We start from the raw sequence: 12,105 nt of genomic DNA on the forward strand, positions 1-12,105 counted from the left end.
AGGATCACCATGCTGGATCGAGAAGGCTTCCGCCCGAACGTCGGCATCATCCTGCTCAACGCCAATAACGAGGTGTGGTGGGGCAAGCGCGTACGCGAGCACTCCTGGCAATTCCCGCAAGGCGGCATCAAGCACGGCGAGACCCCCGAACAGGCGATGTTCCGGGAACTGGAAGAAGAGATCGGCCTGCGTGCCGAGCACGTCAAGATCATCGGCCGCACCCGTGACTGGCTGCGCTACGAAGTCCCCGACCATTTCATCAAGCGCGAAGTGCGCGGCCATTACCGCGGCCAGAAACAGATCTGGTTCCTGCTGCGCATGGTCGGGCGCGATTGCGATGTCAACCTGCGCGGCACCTCGCATCCGGAGTTCGATGCCTGGCGCTGGCATGACTACTGGGTGCCGCTGGACGTGGTCATCGAATTCAAACGCGAGGTCTACCAGCAGGCACTGCAGGAATTGTCGCGCTTCCTGAACCGGCCAGCGCACGGCCAGCGCCGCGCCGAGCAAGCCGGACGCCTTGCGCATCCCCACAAAAATCCGGGCCAGGCCGCCACAGGCCAGTCCTGCAACGGCGCGAGCACGCCCGAAACCAAGTGAGTTCCATGCCCTCTTCCCAGCACGCTGACACCCAACGTTCCCCGTTCACCCTGCGCAGCCTGCGCCGCGCCGTCCTCGCCTGCTCGCTGCTGGCGGTCTGCGCCAGCACGCTGGCGCAGAGCTTCGATGAAGAATTCGACGACGAGGAGAAGCCCTGGCAGGAAATCGCCGTGCATCTGCCTCCCACACCGCAGGAGAAGAACCTGGCCGAGTTCTACCTCAGCCCGCAAGCCACCATGAAGGCCTATGTCGACCTGAACTCGGTCTCCATCGGTACCGACAAGGTGGTGCGCTATACGGTCGTGACCAAGACCGAAGGCGGTGCGGTGAACGTGATCTACGAAGGCATGCGCTGCGAGACCTGGGAAAAGAAGACCTACGCCTTCGGCCACCCGGATGGCACATGGTCACGCTCGCGCCGCGACAAATGGCAGCCGATTCGCGATATTGGCGTCAATCGCATCGACGGTGCGCTGTTCAGGGATTATTTCTGCGAAGGCAAGATGATCGCCGACAATGAGAACCTCAGCAGCATCCTCAGCCGCCTGAAGTCCCAGACCCGCCTCGATCCGGTGCGTCGCTGATTGCCTCAAGGAGCCCGGACCGGGCAACAAAAAACGCGGCCTCGGCCGCGTTTTTCTTTACATCATTTACATCATTTATATCGTATAAATGATTTATACGATAGGCGATGAATCATCCATCCGACGCAGGTCGGCGCGGCGCCGTCACAGCAACACCAGGTTGTCCCGATGCACCAGTTCCGGTTCCTCGACGAAGCCCAGGATGGCCTGGATCTCGGCAGATGGATGGCGGATGATGCGGCGCGCATCCGAGCTGTTGTAGTTGCTCATGCCACGGGCGATGGCGCGACCGCTCTCGTCCACGCAGGTGATCACATCGCCCCGGCCAAACTCGCCCGACACTTCCACCACACCGATGGGCAGCAGGGACTTGCCCTCCAGGCTCAGCTTCTGCACCGCACCGGCATCGAGCACCACACGACCGGCGGTCTTGAGGTGGTCAGCCATCCATTGCTTGCGCGCGGTCAGTTGCGCGGTCTCGGCATTGAGCTGGGTGCCGATGGCTTCACCGGCCGCCAGGCGCGTCAAGACCTGCTCTTCACGGCCCCAGGCGATCACGGTATGGGCGCCGGAGGTGGCGGCGCGCTTGGCCGCCAGAATCTTGGTCAGCATGCCGCCACGGCCGATGCCGGTACCGGTACCGCCTGCGATCAGCTCCAGCGACGGATCGCCGGCACGCGCTTCGGAAATGAGGGTAGCCGTCGGATCCTTGCGCGGATCGGCCGTGAACAGGCCCGGCTGGTCGGTGAGGATGATGAGCGCTTCGGCTTCGATCAGGTTGGCCACCAGCGCACCCAGGGTGTCGTTGTCGCCGAACTTGATTTCATCGGTGACCACCGTGTCATTCTCGTTGATGACCGGCACCACCCCCAGTTGCAACAGGGCGAACAGGGTGGAGCGGGCATTGAGGTAGCGTTCGCGGTCGGCCAGGTCGGCGTGGGTCAGCAGCACCTGAGCAGTGTGCAGGTCATGCTTGCGGAAACTCGTTTCGTAGATCTGCGCCAGGCCCATCTGCCCGACGGCGGCGCAAGCCTGCAGGTGATGGATGCCGGTCGGGCGCTTGTCGAAGCCCAGACGCTGCATACCTTCGGCGACCGCGCCGGAGCTGACCAGCACCACTTCCTTGCCGAGCGCGCGCAGTTGCGCGATCTGTTCGGCCCAGCGGGCGATGGCGTTGGCGTCCAGGCCCTTGCCATCATTGGTGACCAGGGAAGAGCCCACCTTGATGATGAGTCGCTTGGCGCGTTGAATGACCGATTGCATAGTGTTCCGGGTTCTGATTCTTCTGGGAGCGGGAGGAAATTCCGACAGGCAGAGATGATAGCCCGAACCGCCCCCGCGCGCAGCCCCGGCAGGGGCTACGCAAGAGAGGAATCAGTCCAGGACCTTGAAACGCGGATCGTCCGGATCGATGCTGGAGATGGCGCGGGCTTCCTCGGTCATCTGGGTTTCTTCCGAACGGTGCTCTTCGGCACGCTTGGTTTCCAGGTACTTGTAGATCTCGTTGATGAGTTCTTCGCAGCCATCGCGGTTCAGGGCCGAGATCTCGAAGACCGGGCCCTTCCAGCCGAAGCGCTTGACGAAATCCTTCACCCGCTTGGCGCGCTCGGCCTCGGGGACGACGTCCAGCTTGTTCAGGACCAGCCAGCGCGGCTTGTCGAACAGGGACTGGTCATATTTCTTCAGTTCCTGGACGATGGCCTTGGCTTCCTTGACCGGATCGACTTCATCATTGAAGGGCGCCAGGTCGACGATGTGCAGCAGCAGACCGGTACGCTGCAGGTGGCGCAGGAACTGCACGCCCAGACCGGCACCATCGGCAGCCCCCTCGATCAGGCCGGGAATGTCGGCGATCACGAAGCTCTTCTCGTGGCTCACGCGCACCACACCCAGATTGGGGTGCAGTGTCGTGAAGGGATAGTCGGCGATCTTGGGACGCGCGTTGGAGACGGCCGTGATGAAAGTCGACTTGCCCGCATTGGGCATGCCCAACAGACCCACATCGGCCAGCACCTTCAGTTCCAGGCGCAGTTCGCGGCGCTCGCCTTCCTTGCCTTCGGTCTTCTGACGCGGGGCGCGGTTGGTCGAGGTCTTGAAGTGGATGTTGCCCCAGCCGCCCTCACCGCCCTTGGCCAGCATCACGGTCTGGCCGTGGAAGGTCAGGTCGGCGATGTGCTCGCCGGTGTTGATGTCGACGATGAGCGTACCCACCGGCATGCGCAGGTAGACGTCATCGGCACCCTTGCCGTAGCAGTCCGAGCCACGACCGTTCTCGCCGCGACCGGCACGGTGCAGCTTGGCGTAGCGGTAGTCGATCAGGGTGTTGACGTTGCGGTCGGCCACGGCCCAGATGGTGCCGCCCTTGCCGCCGTCGCCGCCGTCGGGACCGCCGAAGGGGCGGAATTTCTCGCGGCAGAAGCTGGCGACGCCGTTGCCGCCATCGCCTGCCACGACTTCAATACGTGCTTCGTCGATGAATTTCATGATTTGGACGCCTCATGGGACATGGGAGCCGCTAACAAAACGTCGATACCTGCCCGGTCAGGGTCAGGCCCCACCCCTGCACTTGCCATGCAAGCCGAGGCTCGGCGCTTTGTTGACGGCTCTTCAAAAATCAAAAAGGCTCCACCACCGGCAGAGCCTTTTTTATGCCTGGTTCCGGGCGAACCCGGATGACAGGAACGCTTACGCCGGAACGACGGTAGCGTATTGACGCTGTTGCAGGCCCTTGACAACGAACTTGACCTTGCCGTCCTTCAGGGCGAACAGGGTGTGGTCCTTGCCGACGCCGACGTTTTCGCCAGCGTGGACGCGGGTGCCGCGTTGACGGACGATGATGCCGCCAGCGTTGATCACTTGGCCGCCATAAACCTTGACGCCCAGGCGTTTCGATTCTGAGTCACGGCCGTTGCGCGTAGTGCCGCCGCCTTTTTTGTGTGCCATTTAAAACTCCTTGATGACTTTGGATGAGCAGTTCGTTCGGGTCAACGCTCAAGCGTTGATCGAGACGATTTGCAGTTCGGTGTAGTTCTGACGATGGCCTTGACGCTTTTGGTAGTGCTTGCGACGACGCATCTTGAAGATGCGGACCTTGTCATGGCGACCTTGTGCTACCACAGTAGCCAGCACCGTAGCACCTGCGACCAGCGGCGCACCGAACTTCACGGTTTCGCCTGCGCCCACTGCGAGCACTTGATCCAAAGTGATTTCGGAGCCAATGTCAGCCGGTATCTGTTCTACTTTGAGTTTTTCGCCAGCAGCAACTTTGTATTGTTTGCCGCCGGTTTTTATGACCGCGTACATGTGAAACCTCACGAATGAATGAATAAGAACGATTTTTCCCTTGCCGCGCCCGTCAAAAACCCATGGCGAAACAGGAAAACCGCAAATTATACAGGCACTTAGCTGCACGGTCAAAAGACTTGACACTTTGCCGGGCCTCTGTACAACAGAGTTTCCGGGCGGACAAGGAACAGGGGCGCCCCTGTCAGCCACCCCGCTCGGGACGCATGTTTTCATTTCGACAAGGCAAAAGCGGCATCATCTGGTCTGAGGCACTTTGGCGTGGCACTGCCTTGTCGTCGTATAATCCGGGCAATAACCATTTCCCACAGGTTCCGCCTTGTCTGCCGCCGTACAAACCGCTTCGCAACAAACCATCCTGCATCCGATCGTCGCCGACATGGAGGCGGTCAACGCAGTCATCCGTCGGCAGCTGTATTCGGAAGTGCCGCTGGTCAACCAGGTCGCCGAATACATCATCAGTGCGGGCGGCAAGCGCCTGCGCCCGGTGCTGGTCGTGCTCATTGCCAATGCCTTCGGCTACAAGGGCGAGCATCATCATGCGCTGGCGGCGGTAATCGAATTCATTCATACCGCCACCCTGCTGCATGACGATGTGGTCGACGAATCGTCGTTGCGTCGTGGCAAGCAGACCGCCAATGCGATGTTTGGCAATGCGGCCTCGGTGCTGGTGGGTGACTTCCTGTATTCGCGCGCCTTCCAGATGATGGTGGCGGTAGGCAATCCGCGCGTGATGGAAATCGTGGCCGATGCCACCAACGTCATCGCCGAGGGCGAGGTGTTGCAGCTGCTCAACATGCACAATCCGGATGTGGACGAGGCTGGCTACCTGCAGGTGATCCGTTCCAAGACCGCCAAGCTGTTCGAGGCGGCCAGCCAGATTGGTGCGCTCATTGCCGGCGCCGACGAGGCGGGCATTGAAGCCGCTGGCGAATATGGCCGCTCCATCGGCACCGCCTTCCAGCTGATCGACGACGTGCTGGATTATTCCGGCAACAGCGCCGAGATCGGCAAGAACGTCGGTGACGACCTGCGCGAAGGCAAGCCCACGCTGCCGCTGATCTGGCTGATGCAGCATGGCACGCCGCAGCAACGCGAGCTGGTGCGCACCTGCATCGAGAATGGTGACGAGCAGCATTTCGACGAAGTGCTGTCGGCCATCACCCATTCCGGCGCCCTGGCCTATACGCGCGAACAGGCGGAAATCGCTGCGCGACGGGCTGCGGACGCAATTATTTCACTTCCGGATAGCCAATTCAAAAAATCCCTGTTAGAATTATCGGCTTTCGCAGTAGATCGAAATCACTGACTTAGATCTCACTCGACGGGGTGTAGCTTAGCCTGGTAGAGCGCTACGTTCGGGACGTAGAGGCCGGAGGTTCGAATCCTCTCACCCCGACCAGAATTACCTTGAAATTCAAGGACTTAAAGCCCAGCAAACGCTGGGCTTTTTGCTTTCTAGTCGGCATCTGCTCCACTAGCAGACCTGCGTGCCCATATGACGAATGGATAAAACCATTTTCTTCACAGGTTTCCCAACTTTGGGGACCCCATCATGGCTAATATCAGCAACCGCAGCAACTATCTCGTCACCGTCAAGAATCGCACAGACCTCCAACAGAGCTTCCCCTTCAACCAGCTAGCTCAAGCGAAGTCGTATTGCGCAGAGCTGAAAAAGCAACGGCCCACGCCCCGTCCGACTCAACTAGAAGGCGCCCTCACCGTCCGCATCCGCGAAAAGGGGCACCGCCCCCACTGATTTTTAAAGCTGCTTCGCCCCAAGAGGCCGAGGACTGCATCTCCCGTATTGAATCCGAGCGTCGGCAAGGGCTGCTCATCGACTACACCAAGGCGCACCAGGTCATTTTCGCTCAACTTATCCGCCGTTACATGGAAGAAGAAGGGCCCAAGCACAAGGGCAAGTCAGCTCGAGCGGCAGAGGACACCGAGCGTCGGCACAGCCGTTAGTTGACAAAAATAATGAAAAAATATATTTTGTCAACCACAAGGAGCCACTCATGATTAGCAATCGAATCCAACGCGCCAGACTACTGCGCAAGCTGAGTCTAGAGGCCTTGGCGCAGCTCATGGGGGATATCTCAAAGCAGGCTTTGAGCAAGTTCGAGAAGGGTGACGTTTTACCCAACTCAACCCGTATTCTCCAGCTCGCCAAAGCACTGAATGTGAAACCCGAATACTTCTTCCGGGCTGACACGACTGAACTCGCGCCGGTCGAATTCCGCAAACTATCCAAAATGCCAAAACGTGACCAGCAAGTGGTCATTGAACAAGCACGCGACCACCTGGAACGCTACATCGCGTTGGAGCAAATTTTCGCTTCTGTACAGAAAAACTCGAAGCCGAGCCATGCCGGCTCAATTCGAGTCAATAGTCGAGACGAAGCAGAAACTGCTGCTTCACAATTGCGCGAAGAGTGGTGTCTTGGAAATGATGCCATTGCGAACTTGACCGAATTGCTTGAGGAGCACGGTATCAAGGTAGCGTTGCTTGAGGGAGTTGATGATTTTGACGGAGCCTGCGTCGCCACTAAAGACCAACAACATGTCTTGGTCGCTTTAAATAGGAGGCGAGCAGGAGAGCGCCAGCGCTTCACCGCAGCGCACGAGTTAGGTCACTGGATAATGGCATTACCTGAGGACATGCCCGAAAAAGAGCAAGAGCTTTGCTGCCACCGATTTGCTGGCGCCCTTCTGTATCCAAAGGAGCGCGTCGAAGCTGATTTTGGCGGACGTCGTCGAAGCGTGCTGTTGCAGGAGTTGATGTTGGCAAAGCGTGGATATGGAGTATCGATGCAGGTCGCCCTACGACGATTGAAGGACCTGCACATTATTGATGACGGAAGCTACAAGGCGCTGAACATTGATATTGCAAGAAGAGGATGGAAAACTGCAGAGCCTGAAGCTATGCCTTGCGAAAACCCTCTGAGGTTCTCCTCTCTGGTTTACCGAGGTCTTGCCGAAGGTCTGATTACTCTTTCTCGTGCAGCCGAATTTCTGCAACGTCCAATATCTGCTGTTGAGAACGCTAATCCATTGGCCATGGAGGGCTGATGGCAAAGGTTTATATTTCAGATACAAACATCTGGATAGATTTTCACCACGCCTCTCTCCTTAATGAACTCTTCAAACTCCCGTTCTCATTATGCTGTACGGAGTTTGTGACCTTTGAACTGGACGAACCGAACCTAATACCATTAATTCAGCTAGGACTGATAATTGAGCCTCTCAGCGGAGAAGAGATTCAACAGTTAGAACAGCTCACGCAGCAGCACAACAATCCATCTCTTGCGGACATGTCTTGTTATTACCTTGCGAAAGAAAGGCAAATGCCATTGCTGACAGGTGATGGGAAATTGCGGACACTGGCAAAAAACGAGTCTGTCCAAGTTCATGGTGCACTTTGGCTGTTGGACCAGTTAGTTGCGCACAAGGTAGTGCCCCAAAATCGAGCGGCAGCAGCTCTGCAGACGATGTTGAACAACAATGCTCGACTTCCGGCAGCAGAATGCAGGATTAGGTTCGAGCATTGGAATTGAAGTCCTCCCTTGCCTTCAGGTCGGGGAGTAGGTCAGCGGCGCATTAGCCCCCGCAAAAATCTGGATCAAATTTTAGGCGGCAGCTACCGTTGTTTCCGATCTTCTGGTGCAAACAATGATCTGAATTCACCTTCGATAAACTGGTGGGGCTTCCAGCCCTTTATGAGTTTATCGAGCAAGAATGAATCCACGGCACTGACAGCTACGCCTGCGGTTGTGCCAATCACACCACCAACGTTCGCGTCGATTAACATTCCAGCCAACGTAAATAAACCCCAGCGGACAGACTTGGATGGAAGCTTCTCGACCCATGAATCTTTTACAACTTCACGGTAATACGCACTCACGAGGTTGCCATCAGCAGGTTGTTGATGCAACCAGTGCCGGAATTTATCGGCTGCATCCAGTAGCTTGACCACGGCGGCGAACGGGACAGCTCCAGAGTTAACTGCTTCTCTGATCGAGTGCCCATTGGCGAGTGTGAGTTCGGTGAAGGACGCAATCTGATGCTCACTGTTGGCGCGTCTGTTGACAATCGCTTCGACGGCTTTTGCCTGGACCACACGTTCCACGGCTTGAACGGCGATCTCCGAATTTAGCGTCCCAGCGAGGTATGTTGCCTCATAGGCACCTTGCAGCAGTGCCAGAATATACGACTCCGTCACAGATGAATGTGATGGGGGAACCGTCCGATGATATTCAGCATTGAGCCGCGTGAAGTCTATATTCGTATCAACAAACAATCCGCCGGCTTCTCGTTCGATGTTAAATCGTAGGTCGGGTGGTATTGGAAAGCCCGGGGCAATTGTCTGAATAAGTGATTTGACGGATGTTAGGGTCGCGGCATTGTCGGTGAGTGCTTGAAGCACAGAAAGCTGATCGAACCCTATGTAATCGATTGGCCGCAGGAGCTTGGTGAACCTGCTGGCCCCAATCTTCGCTTGGCTTGTTGCGCCAGCAGCTTCCTTGAACGTACTTGCACCGACCTTTTCAAGGGTGTGGTCTGGGGACGAGAAACGAACCAATCCCTGAAGGGAACGCCCGTCGCTTTGCGGCGTGGAAACGACGCCCAGTTGGTCGGATACGTAGTAGACCTCAATGCGCTTATTTTGCATCAAGGAAAGCAGTACATACGGAGGGATGCGTCCTAATACATCTTTCAGTGTTGCGGTATTTCCGACCAGAGCGACACGCCCGTAAAAGAGTAATGCTTCCGCGACTCCCCCGATGTCTACGAGCGGGCCGGGTGCGACAGCATTCTTAAACACAATTGAGTCAAACATTGCGCTCCTTGCTCCGTAGTTCACTGAATGGTTGAGCTTAGAGGCAAATGCTTCTCCGAGCAAACATGCGGTGGTGTAGGTGTCGCACGTCCCGCATAACTGCTACACTACATACATCCACCAGTAACACCCACTTGTCGCAAAGTGCCTACGGGACGGGGAATTCCGACTCTCGAATCCTCTCACCCCGACCAGAATTACCCAAGCAAAAACAGCGAGTTATTGAACTCGCTGTTTTTCTTTGTGCGTCCCGCCTGCATCTTCTGTGTCCAGCCCCATCAGGGGCCAGACCGATTTCTGCCTGTTTTTTCACATCCACCACCGACAATTTCCTGCCCCGCCCGAGGTACCAGCCTGAGCGCCCGGAACACGGCCCTTTCCTTCATATCGGCGCAGGACCAGGCTTGCCCGCCAGCCGGCGCCGCACACTGTCGCGGATCGGCACTTCGCAATACCGATAGGACACATACGCCAGGATCACTGCCAGCCCCATCGCCGCCAGAATATGGAGCAATGGTCCCTCGCCGTTCCTGGTGACTAGTTGCAGCAAAGGGATATGCCACAGGTAGATGCCATAGGAGAGGATGCCGGTGCGCACCATCAGCTTTGCCGACAGCAGTTGCTGCATCACGGCCCTGCGCTCGCAGTCGAGCGCCGCAATCAGCAAGGCGCCACCCGCACCGATCAGGGTAGGACCGAATACGCTGCTCAAGGGCGCCAGCCACACGATGCTGGCAGCAACCGCGACCACCCCAGCCAGCACCGCACCGATGCCCGGACGCCAGCCGCGACGCACGGCAACCGCCGCGGCACATCCATAGAGCAGGGAATCGAGTCGCTCCAGGCTGCCCGCATAGAGCATGAGCCTGACCTGCTCGCCGAAGAACACGAACAGCAAGGCGCGCCAGCACAGCACCGCCACGCAGAGTGCCAGCACCGCCTTGATGAAGCCGGGCGCCTGCAGGCGTCGGAGCAACAGCAGCATCAGCGGTGGCCAGACCAGATAGAAATGCTCCTCCACCGCCAGCGACCAGGTATGTCCGAATCCGGCCAGATGGTGGCCACTGAAGATGGCGGCGTAATTGGCCGTATAAGTCACGGCAAACAAGCCATTGAAAGCAGCGCGCCGCTGCCCCTCCGCCAGAAACGCCACGCCCGCGACCACCACCACGATCACCAGCGCCGGTGCCAGGCGCGCGAAGCGCCGCAGGTAGAACGGCACCAGCGCCAGTCGCCCTTCCCGGGCAAACTCATCCCATAACAAACCGGTAATCAGATAACCCGACAGCGCAAAGAAGATGCCAACGCCAACACCGCCCAGATTGAATTGCTTGAACAGATTGGTATGTTCCAGCAGCACCAGCAAGATGGCCACCGCCCTGACACCATCGAGCCACGGCCGATAGCCGGTGAAACGCGCGGCGCCTGCCCCACTCTCCGACATGACCGGGATACTCATGCCACACCTCCATGGTTGACCAGGGTCGCAGCACGGCGCTGCAAGCCCGTCGATGCGCAAGACTGCGCGACCACGGGGTGGCCTGCGCTACCGGACGCATCATGTGCGCATGGGCTGAAATGAATGTGCATGGCGTTTATGGCGCAATTCGTCCGCGCTCTTGAGCAGATCTGCCGATCTGACACAGGTGGAAGGAAATTCGGGATAGGGACCGATATCTCGACGACGCATTGCCACAGAAAAACATTGCCGCATGGCCTTCAGCCGGCACCCGAATACTTAACAAAAATGAATGAGTCGCGGCGCTATTCTATGTTGCGAAGCACGCCGACCACAAGCGACGCTGACAGGGTCGAGGCGATAGCCTCGCAATCCCGTCGACAGCGCCTGTTGCGATAATCCACTGAAAGTCGGCGCGGCAACTAGTTCCGCAGAAAATGCAGGAGCGAAGCGCCAGCAGGCTGGCCGGAGAGGGGAACAAGCCCAGGAAGATGTCCACGTCGAACATCAATGCGGTGCGTAGATGAAGATGGCCGATCCGGCCAGAGATGCGCTGGATGAAAGAGCAGCAGCCAGCTCAGCTGGCCGTCCGCTCTCCATCGAGCGCCGGGTCAAGATTGTCGATCACCGCCCTGGCCCAGCCCATGCCGCGCTCGATGGCCAGTCCGGCGCTCTCGAAACGACCCGGCAACTGGCGGCGCGGAAAGAGGGCCGGCGCCATTGCACTGCCGTGGGCAATGTGCACGTCACTCACCCCCCACAGACCTTGTGCGCCGCTACAGCGCAGCGAAATGTGGAAGCCCTTGTACTGCTCCTGATGGTGGACCGGAGCTTGCATATTTTTTTTCTTTCGCAAAACCGATCATGTGAGCGCAGGCCAGCGCCTTGGGCGTGCCGCAGGGCATCAGGCGACGCGACGCCACAGCATCACGCCGCTCCAAGCTCAGCGACGGCGGAAGCCCGGACGCGGGCCGCTGGGGCCGCGCTGTTCCAGGTGACGGAAGATGATGCGCCCCTTGTTCAGGTCATAGGGGGACAGTTCCAGCGTAACCTTGTCGCCCGCCAGGATCTTGATGAAATTCTTCTTCATGCGACCAGCCGTGTAGGCGATCAGCGAGTGGCCGTTGTCCAGCGCCACGCGGAAACGGGAGTCAGGGAGGACTTCGGAGACTTGTCCTTGCATTTCGATCAGTTCTTCTTTTGCCATTTTCTCTTTCTTGTGCGTGAGCGCGCGACCTCCAGCGAGGAAGGGCTCGGGGATTTGCATTCTCTGGCTTTGACGACTGGCCACGCCAAGTGGAGGCCGGGAGCGTTAAGGTC

14 protein-coding genes and 1 tRNA gene are annotated in these 12,105 nt (G+C 58.2%); 7 read left to right on the forward strand and 8 right to left on the reverse strand.

What is annotated here, in order from left to right; genetic code table 11:
• Positions 1-9 precede the first annotated feature (9 nt).
• The gene (locus ACODSZ_RS11850; RefSeq protein WP_008334627.1) at positions 10-600 is read left to right on the forward strand and encodes an RNA pyrophosphohydrolase; all 591 of its coding nucleotides are present in this window, start codon (positions 10-12) and stop codon (positions 598-600) included.
• A 5-nt stretch (positions 601-605) separates the two neighbouring features.
• Entirely contained in the window at positions 606-1,184 is a 579-nt protein-coding gene (locus ACODSZ_RS11855) for a CNP1-like family protein (protein WP_175342905.1), read from the forward strand.
• A 144-nt stretch (positions 1,185-1,328) separates the two neighbouring features.
• Here the strand turns inward: ACODSZ_RS11855 and proB are convergent, their stop codons facing one another.
• From proB to rplU, 4 genes are all read right to left on the reverse strand, one after another.
• Positions 1,329-2,447 carry a glutamate 5-kinase gene (gene proB / locus ACODSZ_RS11860; protein ID WP_008334624.1) on the reverse strand — a complete coding sequence of 373 codons (1,119 nt, stop codon included), beginning with the start codon at positions 2,445-2,447 and terminating at the stop codon, positions 1,329-1,331.
• A 111-nt stretch (positions 2,448-2,558) separates the two neighbouring features.
• The gene (gene obgE, locus ACODSZ_RS11865; RefSeq protein WP_008334622.1) at positions 2,559-3,668 is read right to left on the reverse strand and encodes a GTPase ObgE; all 1,110 of its coding nucleotides are present in this window, start codon (positions 3,666-3,668) and stop codon (positions 2,559-2,561) included.
• A gap of 201 nt (positions 3,669-3,869) precedes the next feature.
• On the reverse strand, positions 3,870-4,127 hold the full coding sequence (gene rpmA / locus ACODSZ_RS11870; protein WP_013232410.1) for a 50S ribosomal protein L27: 258 nt from the start codon (positions 4,125-4,127) through the stop codon (positions 3,870-3,872).
• Positions 4,128-4,175: 48 nt separating this feature from the next.
• Positions 4,176-4,487, reverse strand: a complete 312-nt coding sequence (gene rplU, locus ACODSZ_RS11875; RefSeq protein ID WP_006713215.1) for a 50S ribosomal protein L21 — start codon at positions 4,485-4,487, stop codon at positions 4,176-4,178.
• 379 nt (positions 4,488-4,866) lie between these two features.
• On the opposite strand from rplU, the gene ispB reads away from it, so the two are divergent.
• From ispB to ACODSZ_RS11900, 5 genes are all read left to right on the forward strand, one after another.
• Positions 4,867-5,796 carry an octaprenyl diphosphate synthase gene (gene ispB, locus ACODSZ_RS11880; RefSeq protein ID WP_175342997.1) on the forward strand — a complete coding sequence of 310 codons (930 nt, stop codon included), beginning with the start codon at positions 4,867-4,869 and terminating at the stop codon, positions 5,794-5,796.
• A gap of 16 nt (positions 5,797-5,812) precedes the next feature.
• Positions 5,813-5,889, forward strand: a tRNA-Pro gene (locus tag ACODSZ_RS11885).
• Positions 5,890-6,042: 153 nt separating this feature from the next.
• Positions 6,043-6,246, forward strand: a complete 204-nt coding sequence (locus ACODSZ_RS11890) for a hypothetical protein (protein ID WP_488927654.1) — start codon at positions 6,043-6,045, stop codon at positions 6,244-6,246.
• 259 nt (positions 6,247-6,505) lie between these two features.
• Complete coding sequence (locus ACODSZ_RS11895; RefSeq protein WP_488927655.1) at positions 6,506-7,558, forward strand: helix-turn-helix domain-containing protein; 1,053 nt, start codon at positions 6,506-6,508, stop codon at positions 7,556-7,558.
• A complete protein-coding gene (locus ACODSZ_RS11900; RefSeq protein WP_488927656.1) occupies positions 7,558-8,043 on the forward strand; it encodes a PIN domain-containing protein in 486 nt (161 codons plus the stop codon). Before ACODSZ_RS11895 ends, ACODSZ_RS11900 begins: the two co-directional genes overlap by 1 nt.
• An 83-nt stretch (positions 8,044-8,126) precedes the next feature.
• Here the strand turns inward: ACODSZ_RS11900 and ACODSZ_RS11905 are convergent, their stop codons facing one another.
• From ACODSZ_RS11905 to infA, 4 genes are all read right to left on the reverse strand, one after another.
• Positions 8,127-9,326, reverse strand: a complete 1,200-nt coding sequence (locus tag ACODSZ_RS11905) for a hypothetical protein (protein WP_488927657.1) — start codon at positions 9,324-9,326, stop codon at positions 8,127-8,129.
• 382 nt (positions 9,327-9,708) lie between these two features.
• The gene (locus ACODSZ_RS11910; RefSeq protein ID WP_175342906.1) at positions 9,709-10,785 is read right to left on the reverse strand and encodes an acyltransferase family protein; all 1,077 of its coding nucleotides are present in this window, start codon (positions 10,783-10,785) and stop codon (positions 9,709-9,711) included.
• A 577-nt stretch (positions 10,786-11,362) separates the two neighbouring features.
• Positions 11,363-11,623 (reverse strand): hypothetical protein, encoded by a 261-nt coding sequence (locus ACODSZ_RS11915; RefSeq protein WP_488927658.1) that lies wholly within the window; start codon positions 11,621-11,623, stop codon positions 11,363-11,365.
• 105 nt (positions 11,624-11,728) lie between these two features.
• A complete protein-coding gene (gene infA, locus ACODSZ_RS11920; RefSeq protein ID WP_006713209.1) occupies positions 11,729-11,992 on the reverse strand; it encodes a translation initiation factor IF-1 in 264 nt (87 codons plus the stop codon).
• Positions 11,993-12,105: the final 113 nt, after the last annotated feature.

The sequence above is a fragment of the Herbaspirillum sp. FG34 genome, from assembly GCF_057809315.1.

Bases quoted from the DNA above. Each gene is read 5' to 3' on its own strand.
- ispB (WP_175342997.1), top strand. From the start codon at position 4,867: ATGGAGGCGGTCAACGCAGTCATCCGTCGGCAGCTGTATTCGGAAGTG.
- ACODSZ_RS11850 (WP_008334627.1), top strand. From the start codon at position 10: ATGCTGGATCGAGAAGGCTTCCGCCCGAACGTCGGCATCATCCTGCTC.
- ACODSZ_RS11855 (WP_175342905.1), top strand. From the start codon at position 606: ATGCCCTCTTCCCAGCACGCTGACACCCAACGTTCCCCGTTCACCCTG.
- obgE (WP_008334622.1), bottom strand. From the start codon at position 3,668: ATGAAATTCATCGACGAAGCACGTATTGAAGTCGTGGCAGGCGATGGC.
- ACODSZ_RS11900 (WP_488927656.1), top strand. From the start codon at position 7,558: ATGGCAAAGGTTTATATTTCAGATACAAACATCTGGATAGATTTTCAC.
- ACODSZ_RS11895 (WP_488927655.1), top strand. From the start codon at position 6,506: ATGATTAGCAATCGAATCCAACGCGCCAGACTACTGCGCAAGCTGAGT.
- proB (WP_008334624.1), bottom strand. From the start codon at position 2,447: ATGCAATCGGTCATTCAACGCGCCAAGCGACTCATCATCAAGGTGGGC.
- infA (WP_006713209.1), bottom strand. From the start codon at position 11,992: ATGGCAAAAGAAGAACTGATCGAAATGCAAGGACAAGTCTCCGAAGTC.
- ACODSZ_RS11890 (WP_488927654.1), top strand. From the start codon at position 6,043: ATGGCTAATATCAGCAACCGCAGCAACTATCTCGTCACCGTCAAGAAT.
- ACODSZ_RS11915 (WP_488927658.1), bottom strand. From the start codon at position 11,623: ATGCAAGCTCCGGTCCACCATCAGGAGCAGTACAAGGGCTTCCACATT.
- ACODSZ_RS11910 (WP_175342906.1), bottom strand. From the start codon at position 10,785: ATGAGTATCCCGGTCATGTCGGAGAGTGGGGCAGGCGCCGCGCGTTTC.
- rpmA (WP_013232410.1), bottom strand. From the start codon at position 4,127: ATGGCACACAAAAAAGGCGGCGGCACTACGCGCAACGGCCGTGACTCA.
- rplU (WP_006713215.1), bottom strand. From the start codon at position 4,487: ATGTACGCGGTCATAAAAACCGGCGGCAAACAATACAAAGTTGCTGCT.
- ACODSZ_RS11905 (WP_488927657.1), bottom strand. From the start codon at position 9,326: ATGTTTGACTCAATTGTGTTTAAGAATGCTGTCGCACCCGGCCCGCTC.